16 protein-coding genes are annotated in these 19830 nt (G+C 69.1%); all 16 read left to right on the top strand.

Annotation, left to right across the window (positions count from 1 at the left end; translation table 11 throughout):
• Positions 1 to 8: 8 nt before the first annotated feature.
• Positions 9 to 947 carry a 16S rRNA (cytosine(1402)-N(4))-methyltransferase RsmH gene (gene rsmH, locus KGA65_RS10770; RefSeq protein WP_225863113.1) on the top strand — a complete coding sequence of 313 codons (939 nt, stop codon included), beginning with the start codon at positions 9 to 11 and terminating at the stop codon, positions 945 to 947.
• Positions 944 to 1249: a cell division protein FtsL gene (ftsL, locus tag KGA65_RS10765; protein ID WP_225863112.1), complete on the top strand. Its 306-nt coding sequence runs from the start codon at positions 944 to 946 to the stop codon at positions 1247 to 1249. The genes rsmH and ftsL overlap by 4 nt, the downstream gene beginning before the upstream one ends.
• Complete coding sequence (locus KGA65_RS10760; RefSeq protein ID WP_225863111.1) at positions 1246 to 3033, top strand: peptidoglycan D,D-transpeptidase FtsI family protein; 1788 nt, start codon at positions 1246 to 1248, stop codon at positions 3031 to 3033. The genes ftsL and KGA65_RS10760 overlap by 4 nt, the downstream gene beginning before the upstream one ends.
• A 49-nt stretch (positions 3034 to 3082) precedes the next feature.
• Positions 3083 to 4600 (top strand): UDP-N-acetylmuramoyl-L-alanyl-D-glutamate--2,6-diaminopimelate ligase, encoded by a 1518-nt coding sequence (locus KGA65_RS10755; protein WP_225863110.1) that lies wholly within the window; start codon positions 3083 to 3085, stop codon positions 4598 to 4600.
• Positions 4597 to 5982, top strand: a complete 1386-nt coding sequence (locus KGA65_RS10750) for a UDP-N-acetylmuramoyl-tripeptide--D-alanyl-D-alanine ligase (protein ID WP_225863109.1) — start codon at positions 4597 to 4599, stop codon at positions 5980 to 5982. The genes KGA65_RS10755 and KGA65_RS10750 overlap by 4 nt, the downstream gene beginning before the upstream one ends.
• Positions 5972 to 7153 (top strand): phospho-N-acetylmuramoyl-pentapeptide-transferase, encoded by a 1182-nt coding sequence (gene mraY, locus KGA65_RS10745; RefSeq protein ID WP_225863108.1) that lies wholly within the window; start codon positions 5972 to 5974, stop codon positions 7151 to 7153. The genes KGA65_RS10750 and mraY overlap by 11 nt, the downstream gene beginning before the upstream one ends.
• 10 nt (positions 7154 to 7163) lie before the next feature.
• Entirely contained in the window at positions 7164 to 8945 is a 1782-nt protein-coding gene (murD, locus tag KGA65_RS10740; RefSeq protein ID WP_225863107.1) for a UDP-N-acetylmuramoyl-L-alanine--D-glutamate ligase, read from the top strand.
• Entirely contained in the window at positions 8942 to 10213 is a 1272-nt protein-coding gene (ftsW, locus tag KGA65_RS10735) for a putative lipid II flippase FtsW (protein WP_225863106.1), read from the top strand. The genes murD and ftsW overlap by 4 nt, the downstream gene beginning before the upstream one ends.
• Before the next feature lie 5 nt (positions 10214 to 10218).
• Complete coding sequence (murG, locus tag KGA65_RS10730; protein ID WP_225863460.1) at positions 10219 to 11304, top strand: undecaprenyldiphospho-muramoylpentapeptide beta-N-acetylglucosaminyltransferase; 1086 nt, start codon at positions 10219 to 10221, stop codon at positions 11302 to 11304.
• Positions 11301 to 12707, top strand: coding sequence for a UDP-N-acetylmuramate--L-alanine ligase (gene murC / locus KGA65_RS10725; RefSeq protein ID WP_225863105.1), 1407 nt, complete (start codon positions 11301 to 11303; stop codon positions 12705 to 12707). The genes murG and murC overlap by 4 nt, the downstream gene beginning before the upstream one ends.
• Entirely contained in the window at positions 12704 to 13678 is a 975-nt protein-coding gene (locus KGA65_RS10720) for a D-alanine--D-alanine ligase (protein ID WP_225863104.1), read from the top strand. Before murC ends, KGA65_RS10720 begins: the two co-directional genes overlap by 4 nt.
• On the top strand, positions 13675 to 14466 hold the full coding sequence (locus tag KGA65_RS10715) for a cell division protein FtsQ/DivIB (protein WP_225863103.1): 792 nt from the start codon (positions 13675 to 13677) through the stop codon (positions 14464 to 14466). The genes KGA65_RS10720 and KGA65_RS10715 overlap by 4 nt, the downstream gene beginning before the upstream one ends.
• A gap of 6 nt (positions 14467 to 14472) precedes the next feature.
• Positions 14473 to 15705 carry a cell division protein FtsA gene (gene ftsA / locus KGA65_RS10710; protein WP_225863102.1) on the top strand — a complete coding sequence of 411 codons (1233 nt, stop codon included), beginning with the start codon at positions 14473 to 14475 and terminating at the stop codon, positions 15703 to 15705.
• Between the two features lie 99 nt (positions 15706 to 15804).
• The gene (gene ftsZ, locus KGA65_RS10705) at positions 15805 to 17043 is read left to right on the top strand and encodes a cell division protein FtsZ (protein WP_225863101.1); all 1239 of its coding nucleotides are present in this window, start codon (positions 15805 to 15807) and stop codon (positions 17041 to 17043) included.
• A 231-nt stretch (positions 17044 to 17274) separates the two neighbouring features.
• Complete coding sequence (locus KGA65_RS10700) at positions 17275 to 18480, top strand: tyrosine-type recombinase/integrase (protein WP_046196347.1); 1206 nt, start codon at positions 17275 to 17277, stop codon at positions 18478 to 18480.
• Positions 18477 to 19631: a PDDEXK nuclease domain-containing protein gene (locus KGA65_RS10695; protein ID WP_046196338.1), complete on the top strand. Its 1155-nt coding sequence runs from the start codon at positions 18477 to 18479 to the stop codon at positions 19629 to 19631. Before KGA65_RS10700 ends, KGA65_RS10695 begins: the two co-directional genes overlap by 4 nt.
• The last annotated feature ends 199 nt before the right edge of the window (positions 19632 to 19830 follow it).

Genomic DNA, 19830 nt, shown 5'->3' with positions numbered 1-19830 from the left:
CCCGCCCGATGAGCTTCGTCCACACCACCGTGCTGCTCAACGAGACGGTCGACGCCGTCCTGACCGACCCCAACGGCCTCTATGTCGATGGCACCTTCGGCCGCGGCGGCCATTCGCACCTGCTGCTGTCCCGCCTGGGCCCGCAGGGTCGTCTGGTGGCCTTCGACAAGGACCCGGAGGCCGTGGCCGCCGCCACCGAGGGCGAGCGGGCGATCCACGACCCGCGCTTTGCCATCCATCACTGCAGCTTCGCCCGCATGGGCGAGGTGCTGCCTGCCGGCGGCGTGACCGGCGTTCTGCTGGACCTGGGCGTCAGTTCGCCCCAGATCGACAACCCAGCTCGCGGCTTCAGCTTCCGTTTCGACGGGCCGCTGGACATGCGCATGGACACCACGCGGGGCGAAAGCGCCGCGGATTTCCTGGCGCGCGCCGATGAGCGTCACATCGCACAGGTGATCCGTGATTACGGCGAAGAACGGTTTGCTGCATCCATTGCAAAGGCGGTTGTGGCTCGCCGCGAGAGCGGACAGCCGCTTCGCACCACCGGCGAGCTGGCCGAACTCGTGGCTCGTTCGGTCCGCACCCGCGAGCCGGGGCAGGATCCCGCGACCCGGACGTTTCAAGCCCTTCGGATTCTGGTCAACGCCGAACTGGAAGAGCTCGAGCAAGGTCTGAGCGCCGCGCTGGGCCTGCTGGCGCCGGGCGGCCATCTGGCCGTCATCAGCTTCCATTCGCTGGAAGACCGCATCGTCAAGACCTTCATCGCGCACGAGAGCCGCGAGGAGATCGACCGGCGCGCCCCCTTCGCACCGCCGACCCGCGCCCTGCGCCTGAAGCCGCTGGGCCGCATCAAGCCCTCGGCCGACGAGATCAAGGGCAATCCCCGTTCGCGCTCGGCGGTGCTGCGCGTGGCCGAGCGCCTGCCGCAGGCCGGGGAGGGCGCATGAACCGGCTGAGCCTGGTCCTGCTGATCGCGCTGGTGGGCAGCGCGATGTACCTGGTCAAGACCAGCTACGAGGCCCGCCGCGCCTTCGCCGACCTGGAGAAGGCCAAGGCCGAGGAGCGCCAGTTGGCCACCGACGCCGTGCGGCTGGAGGCCGAGCGCCGCAGCGAAGGCACGCACCTGCGCGTCGAGCGCGACGCCCGCGAGAAGCTGGCGATGCGTCTGGCCACACCGGACGTGACGCTCTACGTCAATGACAGCCGCGGCCCGGCCGCGTCGTCCGTCGCCCCCGGGGGGACGCCATGAGCTCGGGCACCCGTCGGGCCGGTGGCGCCAGCTCGGTGCGCGGCGTCAACTACTCCACCAGCCCACTGCTGGCCTCGAAGACGCCGCCCTGGCGCAGCCGCTTCCTGGTGCTGCTGGTGGGGCTGGGCTTCAGTGTGCTGATCGCGCGGGCGCTCTACGTGCAGGTGCTCAACGCCGACTTCTTCCAGAAGAAGGGCGAGGAACGCTACGCCGCCACGCTGAACATGCCGGCCAACCGTGGCCGCATCCTGGACCGCAACGGCCAGATCCTGGCCATCAGCGTCTACGCGCCCACGGTGTCGATCAACCCGCAGCAGTTCAAGGCCAACGACGCGCAAAAGCGCGCTCTGTCGGCGCTGCTGGGCTTCAAGGGCGGTGAGCTGCAGGCCAAGCTGGACGACGGCGGCGCCTATGCGGTGCTCAAGCGCCAGGTCGATGGCGGCATCGCCCAGCAGATCCGCGCCCTGGGCGTGAAGGGCCTGACGCTGGAGCCGGGCTACCTGCGCCGCTACCCCGAGAACGAGGCGGCGGCCCAGGTGGTGGGCTTCACCGACATCGAGGACAAGGGCCAGGAAGGCATCGAGCTGGCCTACCAGACGCAGCTGCAGGGCCACAGCGGCTCGCGCGGCGTGGTCAAGGACCGGCTGGGCCGCATCGTCGAAGACCTGGGCGAGCCGGTGGACCCGCGCGACGGCAGCGATGTGCAGCTGACGATCGACTCCAAGCTGCAGGCCATCGCCTACCAGCGCATCCGCGATGCCGTGGGTCAGTTCCACGCCAAGGCCGGCAGTGTGGTGGTGCTGGATGCGCAGACCGGCGAGATCCTGGCCATGGCCAACTACCCGAGCTACACGCCGGAGGAGCGCCACAACCTGACCGGTGGCCAGTTGCGCAACCGGGCCGTGACCGATGTGTTCGAGCCCGGCTCGACGGTGAAGCCCTTCGTGGTCAGCAAGGTGATCGAGGACGGCTACGCCACGCCCGACACGGTGCTGGACACCAATCCGTTCATGGTCGGCCCGCTGCGTGTCAACGACGGCGCGCACTCGCACCCCTCGCTGAGCGTGGCGCAGATCATCCAGAAGTCCAGCAACGTCGGCACGGTCAAGCTGTCGCAGCATCTGGACCCGCGCGAAATGGGTGAGCTCTATGCGGCCGTGGGCTTCGGCACCAAGCCGCAGATCGGCTTCCCGGGCGTGGCCACCGGCAAGCTGCGCCCCTGGCGCACCTGGAAGCCGGTCGAGAAGGCGACCATGGCCTATGGCTACGGCCTGTCGGCCTCGCTGCTGCAGATCGCCCACGCCTACACCGCCATCGCGCGGGACGGCGAACTGGCCCCGCTGACCCTGGTCAAGGGCCATCCGACGGGCGCGCCGGTGCGCATCTTCAAGCCGCAGACGGCCCGCACCATGCGCCAGATGCTGCGCGGCACCGTGAGCAAGGAAGGCACGGCGCCGCTGGCGGCGCTGACCGGCTATTCCGCCGGTGGCAAGACCGGCACGGCGGCCAAACAGGAAGGGCGTGGCTACGCTGCGGGAAAATACCGCGCCTGGTTCACCGGCATCGCCCCGATCGACACCCCGCGCGTGATCATCTCCGTGATGGTCGACGAGCCCACGCCCATTCACTACGGCGGTCTGGTCTCGGCGCCGGTGTTCAAGGCGGTGGCGGAGCAGACGCTGCGCACCCTGGGTGTGCCACCGGACATGGACATGAAGCCGCCGCAAGTGATGACGGCGGCTGCCGCGGCTGCGGCAGAGAACGAAGAAGTGGAGCAGCACTGATGATGCGCGTCCCATCGCATCAGATCGCCTTGACCGGAGGGACCCGGGCATGAGCATCACCCATCTGAAGAGTCCCGAGGCGGCGGCCCGCTGGCTGCAATCCTGGGTCACTGGCACGCTGCGCACCGACAGCCGCCTGGTGCAACCGGGGGATGGCTTCATCGCCTGGCCCGGCCAGGTGGCCGATGGCCGCCAATATGTGCAGGCCGCGCTGGCGGCCGGTGCGGCCACCTGCATCGTCGAGCTGGATGGCGTGGAGGCCTTCGGCTTCGAAGACACCCGCATTGCCTGCCTCGCCAACCTGAAGGAGGCCACCGGCCGCATCGCCGACGCCTATTTCGGCCAGCCCAGTCGCAAGCTGCAGGTGCTGGCCGTGACCGGCACCAACGGCAAGACCTCCAGTGCCTGGTGGACGGCCCAAGCGCTGAACCTGCTGGGCCGGCGCTGCGGCGTGGTCGGCACACTGGGCGTGGGTGAACCGCCGGTGCCCGGCCGTGGCGAAGGCCACATCCGCTTCACCGGCCTGACCACGCCGGACCCGGTGCTGCTGCAGGCGGCGTTTGCGGACATGGCGGCCCAGGGCTTCGCGGCCTGCGCGATCGAGGCCTCGTCGATCGGCATCGCCGAGGAACGCCTGGCCGGCACGCGCATCGAGGTGGCGCTGTTCACCAACTTCACGCGCGACCACCTGGACTACCACGGCGACATGGCCGCCTACTGGGCCGAGAAGCGCCGGCTGTTCCGCTGGCCGGGCCTGAAGTCGGCGGTGGTCAACGTGGACGACCCGCAAGGCGCCGCGCTGGTGGCCGAGCTGGCCGGCCGCGGGTTGGATCTGTGGCCCGTGTCCGCCCAGGGCGCTGCCCGCATCGAGGCCCGCGACATCGGCTACACCGCCCAGGGTCTGCGCTTCACGCTGGCCGAGGCCGGTGGTGAGCAGGAGCTGCCGGTGCAGACCGGCCTGATCGGCCAGTACAACATCAGCAACCTGCTGGGTGTGATCGGCGGCCTGCGTGCGCTGGGCGTGCCGCTCACCGATGCGGCGCTGATCGCCCACCATGTCACCCCGGTGCCGGGCCGCATGCAGCGCGTGCCCAGCGGCGAGGGCCAGCCCGAGGTGGTGGTGGACTATGCCCACACGCCCGACGCGCTGGACAAGGCGATCACCGCACTGCAGCCGCTGGCCCAGGCCCGCGGTGGCCGGCTGTGGTGCGTGTTCGGCTGCGGCGGCGACCGCGACGCCACCAAGCGCCCGCTGATGGGCGCCATCGCCCAGCGTCTGGCCGACCGTGTGGTCGTGACCAGCGACAACCCGCGCCACGAGGCGCCGCAGGCCATCGTCGACCAGATCGTGGCCGGCATGACCGATGTGAGCGGCTCCGCCACGGTGCAGGCCGAGGTGGACCGGCGTCAGGCCATCCTGCGGACCCTGGCCGCGGCCGGCGCCCAGGACGTGGTGCTGCTGGCCGGCAAGGGCCACGAGGACTACCAGGACGTGGCCGGTGTGAAGCACCCGTTCTCGGACATCGAGGTGGCCCAGGCCGGGCTGCAGGCCAGGAGCGCGGCATGACCGAACTCACCCTGTCCCTGGCGGCCCAGCTGATCCCCGGCGCCCAGCGCGTGGGAGCCGGCGATCCGGTGCTGCGCCGCGTGCACACCGACACCCGTACGCTGGCCGCCGGCGACTGCTTCGTCGCGCTGCGCGGCGAGCGCTTTGATGCGCACGACTTCCTGCCGCAGGCCGCGGCCGCGGGTGCGGTGGCGGTGATCGGCAGCCGTGGCGTGGCCGAGAGCGGCCTGCCCGGCCTGCAGGTGCCCGACACGCTGCAGGCACTGCAGCAGCTGGCCGCCGGCTGGCGCGCGCGCCACACCCTGCCGCTGATCGCCGTGACCGGCAGCAACGGCAAGACCACCACCACCCAGATGATCGCCAGCATCCTGCGCGCCGCCCACGGCGACGCTGCGCTGGCCACGGCGGGCAACCTCAACAACCACATCGGCGTGCCGCTGACCGTGCTGGGCCTGCGGGCGCACCACCGGGCCGCGGTGGTCGAGCTGGGCATGAACCACCCCGGCGAGATCGCCGAGCTGGCGGCCATCGCCCAGCCCACGGTGGCGCTGGTCAACAACGCCCAGCGCGAACACCTGGAATTCATGCAGTCGGTCGAGGCCGTGGCGCGCGAGAACGGCGGCGTGCTGAGCCGCCTGCCGGCCGACGGCGTGGCGGTGTTCCCGGCCGATGACGCCTACACCCCGCTGTGGCGCGATCTGGCCGGCGCGCGCCGCGTGCTGAGCTTTGCCCCGGCCAACGCCGATGTCACGGGCGAGGCCACCTGGCAGCTGGACCACTGGGCCCTGCAGCTGCACACCCCGGCGGGTGACGCCGCGGTGAAGCTGGCCATCGCCGGGCGCCACAACATCCGCAACGCGCTGGCCTCCACCGCCTGCGCCCTGGCGGCCGGTGTGCCGCTGGCCGCGGTGGTGCAGGGCCTGCAGGCCTTCACACCGGTCAAGGGCCGTTCGCTGGTGCGGCCGCTGGTGCTGGCCGGCCAGCCGCGCACGCTGATCGACGACACCTACAACGCCAACCCCGATTCGGTGCAGGCCGCGATCGCCGTGCTGGCCGAGCTGCCCGGCCCGCGCTGGCTGGTGCTGGGCGACATGGGCGAGGTGGGTGACCAGGGCCCGGCCTTCCACGCCGAGGTGGGGCAGGCGGCCCAGGCCGCCGGCATCGACCAGCTCTGGTGCGCCGGTGAGGCCACGACCGATGCCGCGCGGGCCTTTGGCCCCGGCGCCCGGCATTTCGCGACCACGGCCGCGCTGGTGGCGGCGCTGGGGGAACGCCCGGCCTTCGCCTCGGTGCTGGTCAAGGGCTCGCGCTTCATGAAGATGGAACAGGTGGTGGCTGCCCTGCAGACCATTGCCGCGGGGGAGGACACCCATGCTGCTTAGTCTGGCCCAGTGGCTGCAGGCGCTCTACCCGGAGCAGTTCGGCTTTCTGCGCGTCTTCCAGTACCTGACCTTCCGGGCGGTGATGGCGGCCATGACCGCGCTGGTCATCGGCCTGGCCTTCGGCCCCTGGCTGATCCGCCGCCTGACCGAGCTGAAGATCGGCCAGCCCATCCGCGAGTACGGGGTGCAGACCCACCTGGCCAAGGCCGGAACGCCCACCATGGGCGGCGCGCTGATCCTGATCGGCATTGGCGTGGCCACGCTGCTGTGGAGCGACTGGAGCAACCGCTTCGTCTGGGTCGTGATGCTGGTGACCTTCGGTTTCGGCGCCATCGGCTGGACCGACGACTGGCGCAAGGTCGTTGACAAGAACCCCGAGGGCATGCGCTCGCGCGAGAAGTTCTTCTGGCAGACGCTGATCGGCATCGTGGCCGCGCTCTACCTGGCCTTCAGCGTGTCGGAGACGACCAACGTGCGGGTGTTCGAGTTGTTCATCCGCTGGGTGCAGAGCGGCTTCTCCAACGAGCTGCCGCCCAAGGCCGACCTGATGCTGCCCTTCTTCAAGAGCGTCAGCTACCCGCTAGGGGTGTTCGGCTTCATGGCCCTGACCTGGTTCGTCATCGTCGGCGCCAGCAACGCGGTGAACCTCACCGACGGCCTGGACGGGCTGGCCATCATGCCGGTGGTGCTGGTCTCGGGGGCGCTGGCCATCTTCGCCTACGTGGTGGGCAACGCGGTCTATTCCAAGTACCTGCTGTTCCCCTACATCCCCGGGGCGGGCGAGCTGATGATCTTCTGCGCCGCCATCGTCGGCGCCGGGCTGGCCTTCCTGTGGTTCAACGCCCATCCGGCCCAGGTCTTCATGGGCGACGTTGGTGCGCTGTCGCTGGGCGGCGCGCTGGGCACCATCGCGGTCATCACGCGGCAGGAGATCCTGCTGGGCGTGATGGGCGGCGTGTTCGTCGCCGAGGCCCTGTCGGTGATGCTGCAGGTCAGCTACTTCAAGTACACGAAGAAGAAGTACGGCGAGGGCCGGCGCCTGCTGAAGATGGCGCCGTTGCACCACCACTTCGAGAAGTCCGGCTGGAACGAGACCCAGGTGGTGATCCGCTTCTGGATCATCACGATGCTGCTGTGCCTGGTCGGTCTGGCCAGCCTGAAGCTGCGTTGAAGGCAAGACGATGAAGCATCTGCAAGACCTGTCCGTGCTGATCCTGGGCCTGGGAGATTCCGGCCTGGCGATGGCGCGCTGGTGCGCCCGCCACGGGGCAACGCGCATCCGGGTCTGGGATTCACGCGCCAACCCGCCGCAGGCGGTGGCGCTGGCCGCCGACGTGCCGGCCGCTGCTTTCTTCAGTGGCCCGCTGACGGCCGAGACGCTGGGCGATGCCCGGCTGCTGCTCAAGAGCCCGGGCCTGTCGCCCCTGAAGCCCGAGCTGCAGCCGCTGCTGCGAGCCGCCCAGGCGGTGGGCGTGCCGCTCAACGGCGAACTGGACCTGTTCGCCCACGCGCTGGCCGACCTGCAGGCCGACTGGGGCTATGCGCCCAAGGTGCTGGCCATCACTGGCACCAACGGCAAGACCACCACCACCTCGCTGACCGCGCAGTTGGTCGAGCGCTGCGGCCGCCGCGTGGCGGTGGCTGGCAACATCGGGCCGACCCTGCTGGACACGCTGACCGCCGTCTGGCTGGCCGAGACCGAGGCCCGTGCGCTGGCGGCCGAGCAGGCCGAGGCGGAGGCGGCCCAGGCCGACGTGGCGGCGCAAGCCCCGGTGGCCGAGGCCCCCGACGCCCAGCTGCCGGCCGAGACCGAGAGTGACACCGAGGGCGACGCCGCGGATGGGCCTGATGCCGCAGACGAAGAGGGCGCCGACGCCGCGCCAGTGGACGACGAAGCCCCCACCGTGGTGCTGGCCCCGCCGCCGGCGGCCGAACCGGTGTTCGAGCACCTGCCCCAGGCCTGGGTGCTGGAGCTCTCCAGCTTCCAGCTCGACGGCGTGCAAGGCTTCGAGCCCAGCGCCGCCACTGTGCTGAACGTGACCCAGGACCACCTGGACTGGCACGGCTCGATGGAAGCCTATGCCGCGGCCAAGGCGCGCATCTTCGGCCAGCAGGCGGTGATGGTGATCAACCGCGATGACCCGCTGGTGGAGGCCATGGAGCCGGCGCCGGTGATGGTCAGCCCCGGCCGCGGCCGGCCCAAGAAGGCGGTCAGCCGCCGGGTCTGCCGCTTCGGCCTGAACCCGCCGCAACACCCGGGTGACTTCGGCCTGGTGGTGGAGGGCGGCATGGCCTGGCTGGTGCGGGCGATGCCGGCCGACGAGACGATCAAGCGCCGCAAGGACGAGCCCGAAGAGATCATCCTGCAGCGCCTGATGCCGGCCGATGCGCTGCGCATCCGCGGCCGCCACAACGCGGCCAACGCGCTGGCCGCGCTGGCGCTGGCCACCGCAATCGACTGCCCGCTGGCACCGATGCTGCATGGCCTGCGCGAGTACCGCGGTGAGCCGCATCGGGTCGAATCAGTCGGCATCGTCGGCGGCATCGAGGCCTTTGACGACAGCAAGGGCACCAATGTCGGGGCCACCGTGGCCGCACTGGACGGCCTGGGCGCCGACCGCCACGGCAAGCTGGTGGTGATCCTGGGCGGGCTGGGCAAGGGGCAGGATTTCGCCCCGCTGGCCGAGCCGGTGGCGCGCCATGTGCGCGCCGTGGCCACCCTCGGCCGCGACGCCGAGGCCATCGAGGCGATGCTGGCAGGCACTGGCGTGCCCTTCCAGCGCCATGCCACGCTGGAGGCCGCCGTGCCCTGGTGCTTCGCGCAGGCCCGCAGCGGGGATGCCGTGCTGCTCAGCCCGGCCTGCGCCAGCATGGACATGTTCCGTGACTACGCCCACCGCTCGCAGGTGTTCATCGCCGCCGTCCAGCAATGGGCGGCCGACCACGGCGAGGTGCTCGCATGAAGCTGGCCGCCGCCCTGCCGAACTGGTCCGAGGCGCGTGAGCGCCTGGCCGGGCTGTGGGCGCGCGGTCGTGACGGCAGCGAGCATCTGCCCATCCGCGACTGGGTGGGCGGCAGCACGACGCGGCCGGCCGCGGTGTCCGGCTTCGACGCCGCGCTGATCTGGGTGGTGGTCTGCCTGCTGGCCTTCAGCCTGGTGATGGTCTATTCGGCCTCGGTGGCCATGCCCGACAGCCCGAAGTTCTCGCGCTACGACACCAGCTACTTTCTGGTCCGGCAGTCCATCTTCGTCGGGGTGGCTTTCGTGGCCTCGGTGATCACGCTGCAGATCCCGATCGCCACCTGGGAGAAGTGGGCGCCCTGGCTGTTCGCCACCACGCTGGCCCTGTTGATCGTCACGCTGATCCCCTTCATCGGCAAGGGTGTCAACGGTGCGCGCCGCTGGATCCCGCTGGGCATCATGAACTTCCAGCCCAGCGAGCTGTGCAAGCTGGCCATGGCCATGTACGCGGCCAGCTACATGGTGCGCAAGATGGAAGTCAAGGAGAACTTCATCAAGGCGGTCTGGCCGATGGCGGTGTCGCTGGGCGTGGTGGGCGTGCTGCTGCTGGCCGAGCCGGACATGGGCGCCTTCATGGTGATCGCCGCGATCGCGCTGGGCATCCTCTTCCTGGGCGGTGTGAACGGCCGCATGTTCCTGCTCAGCGTGGCGGTGCTGGTGGGCGCCTTCGTGCTGATGATCGTGTTCAGCGAATTCCGCCGCCAGCGCATCTTCGCCTACCTGGACCCGTGGAACCCCAACTACGCGCAGGGCAAGGCCTACCAGCTCACCCACTCGCTGATCGCCTTCGGCCGCGGTGAGTTCTTCGGCCAGGGTCTGGGCAACTCGATCGAGAAGCTGCATTACCTGCCCGAGGCCCACACCGACTTCCTGATGGCGGTGATCGGCGAGGAACTGGGCTTTGTCACCGTGGTGGTCGTGATCCTGGCCTTCTTCTGGATCACCCGCCGCGTCTTCGTGATCGGCCGTCAGGCCATCGCGCTGGACCGCGTCTTTGCCGGGCTGATGGCCCAGGGCATTGGCATCTGGTTCGGTGCGCAGAGCTTCATCAACATGGGCGTGAACCTGGGCGTGCTGCCCACCAAGGGCCTGACCCTGCCGCTGCTGTCCTACGGCGGCTCGGGCGTGCTGCTCAACCTGGTGGCACTGTCCATCGTGCTGCGAGTGGACCAAGAAAACAGGCAGCTCATGCGAGGAGGCCGGGCATGAGCGCGATGGCCACCACCCGTCATCTGGTCATCATGGCCGCGGGCACCGGCGGGCATGTGATTCCTGGCCTGGCCGTGGCCCGGGAGATGGGCACGCGCGGCTGGACCGTGAGCTGGCTGGGTACCGAGGGCGGGATGGAGAACCGCCTGGTGCCGCCCACAGGCATTCCGATGGACCGGCTGGCCTTCAGCGGCCTGCGCGGCAAGGGCCTGGCCCACAGCGTGGGCGGCGTGTTCCGTCTGCTGAAGGCCTTCTGGGACAGTCTCTGGATCTTCCGTCGCCGCCGCGCCGACGCGGTGCTGGGCATGGGTGGCTATGTCTGCTTCCCTGGCGGCTGGGTGGCCAAGCTCACCGGCCGGCCGCTGGTGCTGGTCAATGCCGACGCCGCCCTGCTGATGAGCAACCGGGCCCTGCTGCCGGTGGCCGACAAGGTGGCCTTTGGCTTCGATGGTCCCGCCGTCGAGAAGGTCAAGCAGGCGGTGGTGACCGGCAACCCGGTGCGCGCCGAGATCGAGGCCATGCCGGCCCCGGCCCAGCGCTTTGCCGGCCGCCAGGGCCCGCTGCGGGTGCTGGTGGTGGGCGGCAGCCTGGGCGCCCGGGTGCTCAACGAACAGGTGCCGGCCGCCCTGGCGCATCTGCCGGCCGAGCAGCGGCCGCAGGTGACCCACCAGACCGGCATGGCCCATCTGGAAGACGTGCGGGGCCGCTACGCCACGCTGGGCGTGCAGGCCGAGGTGCTGCCCTTCATCGACGACATGGACCGCCGCCTGGCCGACTGCGATGTGATCGTCTGCCGGGCCGGCGCGATCACGGTCAGCGAGCTGTGCGCGGCCGGCGTGGCCAGCGTGCTGGTGCCGCTGGTGGTCAGCACCACGTCGCACCAGCGCGACAACGCGGCCTGGATGGCGGCGCGCGGCGCGGCCATCCACCTGCCGCAGAACGAACTCAACCCGCAGTCGCTGGCGGAGCTGCTGTCGCAGCTCACGCGCGAGCGGCTGCTGGCCATGGCCCAGCAGGCCCGTCTGCTGGCCCGGCCGCAGGCCGCCGCCAAGGTGGCCGATGAAATCGAAAGGCTGGTGAAGCCGACATGAAACACGCCGTCAAACGCATCCACTTCGTGGGCATCGGGGGGGCCGGGATGAGCGGCATCGCCGAGATCCTGCACAACCTGGGCTACCTGGTCACCGGTTCCGACCAGGCCGAATCCGCCACCACCCGCCGCCTGGCCGGCCTGGGCATCGGCGTGACGATCGGCCACGACGCTGCCCACCTGGGCGCGGCCCAGGCGGTGGTCATCTCCTCGGCCGTGAAGGGCGACAACCCCGAGGTCATCGCGGCCCGGGCCCACCACATCCCGGTGGTGCCGCGCGCGGTGATGCTGGCCGAGCTGATGCGCCTGAGGAAGGGCATCGCGATTGCCGGCACGCATGGCAAGACGACCACGACCTCGCTGGTCACCAGCGTGCTGGCCGAGGCGGGCGTGGACCCCACCTTCGTGATCGGCGGCAAGCTCAACTCGGCCGGCGCCAACTCGCGCCTGGGCTCGGGCGAATTCATCGTGGTCGAGGCCGACGAGTCGGACGCCTCCTTCCTCAACCTGATGCCCATCCTGTCGGTGGTGACCAACATCGACGAGGACCACATGGACACCTACGGCCACGATTACGCCCGCCTGAAGCAGGCCTTCGTGGACTTCCTGCACCGCATGCCGTTCTACGGCGCGGCGGTGCTGTGTGGCGACGACCCCGGCGTGCAGAGCATCATCCCGATGATCTCCCGGCCGGTGATCCGCTACGGCCTGGCCGAGGATGCGGCGGTGCGGGCCGTGGACGTGCAGGCCCTGGCCGGCGGCCGCATGCAGTTCACCTGCCGGCGCCACTACGGCCACGCCATGCCGGACCTGCCGATCACGCTGAACCTGCCGGGGGTGCACAACGTGCGCAACGCGCTGGCGGCGATCGCGGTGGCCACCGAGCTGGAGCTGCCCGACGAACCCATCGTCGCCGCGCTGGCCAAGTTCAGCGGCGTGGGCCGGCGCTTCCAGCGCTACGGCGAGCTGCGCTGCCAGGGCGGCGGGCAGTTCACGCTGATCGACGACTACGGCCACCACCCGGTCGAAATGGCAGCGGTGGTGGCGGCGGCGCGCGGGGCCTTCCCGGGCCGGCGGCTGGTGCTGGCCTTCCAGCCGCACCGCTACACCCGCACCCGCGACTGTTTCGAGGACTTCGTCAAGGTGCTGGGGCAGGCCGACGCGGTGCTGCTGACCGAGGTCTACGCGGCCGGCGAGCCGCCGATCGTCGCGGCCGACGGCCGCTCGCTGGCGCGCGCCTTGCGAGTGGCCGGCAAGGTCGATCCGCTGTTCGTCGACGACGTCCAGCAGATGCCGGCCGAGATCGCGGCCTTCGCCCGCGACGGGGATGTGGTGATCGTGATGGGGGCGGGCTCGATCGGGGCCGTTCCGGCACAGGTGGTGGAACAAGCGGGGCAAGCATGAGCACGGTGGACGTGAAGGCACTTGGCAAGGTGGCCGTTCTGATGGGGGGCGATTCGGCGGAACGGCCGGTGTCGCTGATGTCGGGCGAGGGCGTGCTCAAGGCGCTGCGCGCGCAGGGCGTGGACGCCCATCCCTTCGATCCGTCCGAGCGCGAGCTCGGCGAGCTCAAGCGCGAGGGCTTTGCGCGCTGCTTCATCGCGCTGCACGGCCGCCACGGTGAGGACGGCACGGTGCAGGGTGCCCTGGAACTGTTGGGCATTCCCTACACCGGTTCGGGCGTGATGGCCTCGTCGGTGGCGATGGACAAGGTCATGACCAAGCGGGTCTGGCTGGCCGAAGGCCTGCCCACGCCGCGCTGGCGCCGTCTGTCCACCGAGGAGCGCACCCGCGAAGCGGTGCGCGAGGTGCCCGATGCGCTGGGCCTGCCGCTGATCGTCAAGCCGGCCCGCGAAGGTTCTTCCTTCGGTGTCACGAAGGTGCAGGGGTATTCCGGCATGGAGGAAGCGGTCACTCTCGCGGCACAATACGACCCCGACGTGCTTTGCGAAGAATTCATTGACGGTGACGAGGTGACCTGCCCCGTGCTGGGTGAGGGCGAAGCCTCCGCCGCGTTGCCGGTGATCCGCATCCAGGCGCCCGACGGCAACTACGATTTCGAGCACAAGTACTACTCCGACGACACCCGCTACCTCTGCCCCTGCGGCCTGCCCGAGGCAGAGGAACGCGAGATCCAGCGCCTGGCGGTGGCCGCCTACCGTGCCCTCGGCTGCCGGGGCTGGGGCCGCGCCGATCTGATGATCCGCGCCAGCGACCGCAAGCCCTTCCTGCTTGAGATGAACACCGCGCCGGGCATGACCGGCCACTCGCTGGTGCCGCAGTCGGCGCGTGCCGTCGGCATCAGTTACGAAGAGCTCTGCCTGCGCCTGCTGGCCGCCGCCAGCCTGGACAGCACGCCCGCCACCCGGACATGAAAACCGCTGCCCTGCCCACCTCTTTGCCGCCAGACGTCCGGGTGACCCAGTTCACGACGGCGCTGGTGGCCGCTGCCGCGGCCGGCCTGTTGCTGGCCGCGGCGGCGGGGTGGGTGGCGCGCCAGCCGCTGTTCGCCTTCCGGGCCATCCGGCTGGATGGCGATGTGAGCCGCAACAGCGCGGCCACGATCCGGGCCAACATCGCCTCCCGCCTGACGGGCAACTTCTTCACCCTCGATCTGTCGTCGGCCCGCAAGGTGTTCGAGGACCTGCCCTGGGTGCGGCACGCGGTTGTTCAGCGCATCTGGCCGAACCGGCTGGAGGTGACGCTGGAAGAACACAGGCCCGCCGCCGTCTGGAAGGGCGATGAAGGCAATGACCGCCTGGTCAACACCTACGGCGAGGTCTTCGAGGCCAACGTGGGCGACGTGGACGAGGAAGACCTGCCCGAGTTCTCCGGCGACGAGGCCAGCGCCCCCGAGATGCTGGCGATGTTCCGCCGCCTGAACCCGGTCTTCGCCCCGCTGGGGCTGGAGATCGCCCGGCTCGCGCTGTCGGGTCGCGGTTCCTGGGAGGCCGAGCTGGACAACGGCGCTGTGGTCGAGATCGGCCGCGGCAGCGATGCGGAGGTGCAGGCGCGCTGTGAGCGCTTTGTGCGCACCGTGACCCAGGCGTCGGCCCGCTTGCCACGAGGCTGGAGCCAGGCCGATCTGCGGCACGCCGATGGCTACGCGCTGCGCCTGAAGGGCGCCGCGGGCAGCCCCCCCCCAACCAGTACCCCGCATTGAGGCAGCATGGCCAAGGAATACAAGGATCTCGTCGTCGGGCTGGACATCGGCACCGCCAAGGTGATGGCGGTGGTGGCCGAGGTCGTGGCCGGCGGTGAGCTGCGCGTGGCCGGGCTGGGCGTGGCGTCCTCGCACGGTCTCAAGCGCGGCGTGGTCGTCAACATCGACGCCACCGTGCAGAGCATCCAGCAGGCGCTCAAAGAGGCCGAGATGATGGCCGCCTGCAAGATCGAGCGCGTCTACACCGGCATCACCGGCAGCCACATCCGGGGCCAGAACAGCACCGGCATGGTGATCGTGCGCGACAACCGCGAGGTCACGCCCACCGACGTGGCCCGGGTGATCGAGACCGCCAAGGCGATCAACATCCCGAACGACCAGCGCCTGCTGCTGGTCGAGTCGCAGGAGTTCGTGATCGACGGCCACGAGGTCAAGGAGCCGATCGGCATGAGCGGCAGCCGGCTCGAGGTCAAGGTGCACATCGCCACCGGCGCCCAGAGCGCGGCCGAGAACATCATCAAGTGCGTGCGGCGCTGCGGCCTGGAGGTCGAGCAGCTGTGCCTGACGCCGACCGCCTCGGCCGCCGCGGTGCTGACCGACGACGAGAAGGACCTGGGCGTGGCGGTGGTGGACATCGGTGCCGGCACCACCGATGTGGCCATCTACACCGGCGGCTCGATCCGCCACACCGCGGTGATCCCGATCGCCGGCGACCTGATCACCAGTGACATCGCGATGGCGCTGCGGACCCCGACCAAGGACGCCGAGGAGATCAAGGTCGAGTACGGCGTGGCCAAGCAGCTGCTGGCAGACCCGGCCGAGCAGCTGGAAGTGCCCGGTCTGGGCGACCGGGTGCCGCGCATGCTCAGCCGCCAGGCCCTGGCCGGCGTGATCGAGCCGCGGGTGGAAGAGATTTTTTCGCTGGTGCACCAGGTGATCCGCGATTCGGGCTACGAGGAGCTGCTGTCCTCGGGCATCGTGATCACCGGCGGCACGGCGGTCATGCCGGGCATGGTCGAGCTGGGGGAGGACATCTTCCTCAAGCCGGTCCGCAAGGGCCTGCCGACCTATTCCAGCGCCTTGTTCGACATGGTGGCCAATCCGCGCTCGGCCACCGTGATGGGTCTGCTCGAAGAAGCACGGCTCGCCCACACCCGTGGCCACAAGGCCGCGCAGCAGGCGGGTTCGGTCAAGACCATGTTCGGGAAAGCGCGGGACTGGTTCCTGGGTAATTTTTGAGTTTCTGAAGTAAGCGGTTCCAAGGGGCAGACACAGGCCCCGGTCGAGCCAGAGTTCAACGCAAACGGCAACTGCAACGAGACGGAGAAGGAGGTCACCATGGCCATCGAGATGATCGAGGAATTCGACCAAGGCACGCAGATCAAGGTGATCGGTGTGGGCGGCGGCGGCGGCAACGCGGTCGAGCACATGATCGCCCAGGGCGTTCAGGGCGTGGAGTTCATCTGCGCCAACACGGACGCCCAGGCGCTCAACCGCAGCGCGGCGCGTCACCTGGTGCAGCTGGGCAACACCGGTCTGGGCGCTGGCTCCAAGCCGGACGTGGGCCGCCAGTCGGCCGAAGAGGCCGAGGCCCGCATCCGCGAGGCCATCTCCGGCGCCCACATGCTGTTCATCACGGCCGGCATGGGGGGCGGCACCGGCACCGGCGCCGCGCCGGTGATTGCCCGCGTGGCCAAGGACATGGGCATCCTGACCGTCGGCGTGGTGACCAAGCCCTTCGAATTCGAAGGCGGCCGCCGCAGCAAGCAGGCCGATGCCGGCGTCTCCGAGCTGGAAGCCAATGTCGACTCGCTGATCGTGGTGCTCAACGAGAAGCTGCTGGAAGTGCTGGGTGATGACGTCACCCAGGACCAGGCCTTCGGCCATGCCAACGACGTGCTGAAGAACGCCGTGGGCGGCATCAGCGACATCATCCACATGGACGCCTTCGTGAACGTCGACTTCGAAGACGTGAAGACGGTGATGAGCGAGCCGGGCAAGGCCATGATGGGCACCGCGATGGCCACCGGTCCGGACCGTGCCATCAAGGCGGCCGAGGCGGCTGTCGCCTGCCCGCTGCTGGAGGGCATCGACCTGTCCGGCGCGCGTGGCGTGCTGGTGCTGATCGCCGCCGCTCGCTCGACCTTCAAGCTGTCGGAGAGCAAGAACGCGATGAACACCATCCGCCGCTATGCCGCGGACGATGCGCACGTGATCTTCGGCGCCGCCTACGACGACAGCCTGGGCGACCAACTGCGGGTGACCGTGATCGCCACCGGTCTGTCCACCGCCAAGCGCGCCGCTGCGCCGCTGACGGTGGTGCAGTCGCAGCCGATGCTGCGCACCGGTACCGACAACCTGCCGATGCTCAACACCCCGATGGGCGCGGTCGCCCAACCGACGGCGGCCCAACCGGTGGCGGCTGCCCCGGTCCAGCAACAGGACTACGGCGCGCTGGCCACGCCCAGCGTGTGGCGCACCGGCCGCACCCAGGCGGCGGCCAAGGTGGAGGCCCTGAGCTCCAACGGCATGGACGAGATCGAGATCCCGGCCTTCCTGCGCAAGCAGGCCGACTGAGCTCGGGCCCTCACTCGTTGCTGTGTTGGAGGGGCGCTTCGGCGCCCCTTTTTCATTTCACTATGACTCCAGCACCGAACTTTGCTGGACTACGCCGAAGCTCGATACAGCAGGTTTATCAATAACTTAGGCGAGTTCAACATATGCCGGTGCTTTCCGAAACCTGACCTGACCTCCCTGCTGGTGGCCCCTATGAGGCTCTTGGGAATCGGGTCTTTCCGAGGAGTCATCGTGGCAAAAATCAAGCTCACCAAGTCCGCAGTCGATGCGGCGCAACCCCAGGCGCAGGCCGTCGAACTCCGGGACACGCTGGTGCCCGGCTTCCTGTGCAAGATTACACCAGCGGGCCGCAAGGTGTTCATGCTCCAGTACCGGACAAACGCTGGCGAGCGGCGCAAGCCCGCCTTGGGCCAATACGGGGAATTGACCGTCGAGCAGGCCCGCTCACTGGCGCAGGAATGGCTGGCCCAGGTACGCCGGGGCGGCGATCCGGCCGCAGACAAGGCGGCTGCTCGCCAAGCTCCCACGGTCAAGGAGCTATGCACGAAGTTCATGGAGGACTACTCCAAGCTGCGCAACAAACCCAGCACGCAACACGGCTACCAGAGCACCATCGACCGCAACATCGTTCCGATGATCGGCCGCATGAAGGTGCAGGATGTGAAGCGCCCGGACGTGGCTGGGATGATGAAGAAGATGGCCCACAAGCCCGCCGATGCGAACCGCACGTTCAGCGTGATGCGCCGGATGTTCAATCTGGCCGAGGTGTGGGGCTACCGTCTGGATGGCACCAATCCTTGCCGGCATGTTCCGATGTTCCCCAACGGCAAAGCCACCCACCTCATCAGCGACGAGGACATGGGCAAGCTGTTCCGTCATCTTGACCATCTGGAGGCTGAGGGGCTGGAGAACTACGTCATCCCGCTGGCGATCCGGCTGCAATTCGAGTTTGCCGGCCGTCGTGGCGAAATCGTCACGCTCCAATGGGATTGGGTGGACTTCGAGAACCGGCGTGTCGTCTGGCCCGACAGCAAGACCGGCGGCATGTCCAAGCCCATGAGCGAAGAAGCCTATCGGCTGCTTTCGGCGGCGCCGCGCCGGGACGATTGCCCTCATGTGCTGCCGTCCCCGACCCATCCCGGCCAGCATCTGACCACGGGCGAGTATTACAACGGCTGGAGCCGTGCGCTCAAAGCAGCCGGTGCAGCGCATGTCGGTACGCACGGCATCCGGCATCGCTCGGCGACCGACATTGCCAACTCGGGTATCCCGGTCAAGGTCGGCATGGCGCTGACGGCGCACAAGACCGTGGCGATGTTCATGCGCTACGTTCACACCGAGGATGACCCGGTGCGCAAGGCCGCCGAGCTGGTGGCGAACCGGCGCAAGACCATCACCGGGGCGCGGCAGCAACAGCCACAGGAGGCGACGGCATGAGCACTCGGACACCCAAAGCCACCACCCTACCTGCAGGCTACGCCGGCATCCACGGCGGCATCGTGGAACTGCTCGATACCGCTCGCCAGGCGGCGGCGCGCAGCGTCAATGCGCTGATGACGGCCAGCTATTGGGAGGTTGGCCGCCGCATCGTGGAGGCCGAGCAGCAGGGCAAGCGGCGCGCGGGCTACGGCGAGCAGTTGATCGAGCGGCTGTCCGCTGATCTGACCGCGCAGTTCGGGCGCGGGTTCGGCGTCAACAACCTGGAGAACATGCGGCGGTTCTTCCTAGCGTATCCCCGCTCCGAGATTTCCCAGACACTGTCTGGGAAATTGGGCGGCGGCCCGGTCTCGGAGAATTCCCAGACGGTGTCTGGGAATTTGAGCCTCGTCGAACTGGCGCAGGTGTTCACGCTGCCGTGGTCGGCCTATGTGCGGCTGCTGTCGGTCAAGGACGATCACGCTCGCCAGTTCTACGAGGTCGAGGCGCTGCGCGGCGGCTGGAGCGTGCGCCAGCTTGACCGGCAGATCGGCAGCCAGTTCTACGAGCGCACGGCCTTGTCCAAGGACAAGGCGGCGATGCTGGTCAAGGGCGCAGCGCCGAGGCCGGAGGATGCCGTCAGGCCCGACGACGCGATCAAAGACCCCTACGTGCTGGAGTTCCTGAACCTCAAGGACGAGTATTCCGAGTCCGATCTGGAAGCCGCGCTGATCCAGCGGCTGGAGGATTTTCTGCTGGAGTTGGGCGAAGGGTTCACCTTCGTCGGGCGGCAGCGGCGCTTGCGGATCGACCAGACGTGGTATCGGGTGGATCTTCTGTTTTTCCATCGCAAGTTGCGCTGCCTGGTCATCATCGACCTGAAGCTGGGCAGCCTGTCCCATGCTGACGTGGGCCAGATGCTCATGTATTGCAACTACGCCAAGGAGCATTGGGCCTATCCCGATGAAAACCCGCCCGTGGGGTTGATCCTGTGCGCCGACAAGGGCCATGCACTGGCGCGGTATGCACTGGAAGGCTTGCCGTCGAAGGTGATGGCAGCGAACTACCGTACCGTGCTGCCGGATGCCGAGCTGTTGCAGAAGGAACTGGACGCCACGCGGCGCTTGTTGGAATCGCGCACGTCGAAGCAGCCCAAGAAACTCCCGCAGTAGCTGGGCGTCCCGGCGTGCCGCCGTCGGGTTCGCGGGCTGCGCCCCACGCCTCTTTCCGAGTCGCGGCCATTCGGCTTTGACCCCTGACGCCTTCGGCCCTCGCGGGCCTGCGCGCTCCGCTTGCCCCAAAAGCCGAGGGTGTGCAGTGGGCGGTGTGTAGGCGGTCTTGCTGTTCCCTTCACCGTATCACGGCGTTCTC

The organism is Ideonella benzenivorans, from assembly GCF_020387415.1.
GTDB lineage: Bacteria > Pseudomonadota > Gammaproteobacteria > Burkholderiales > Burkholderiaceae_C > Ideonella > Ideonella benzenivorans.
This window is presented reverse-complemented; position numbering and strand designations above follow the sequence as displayed.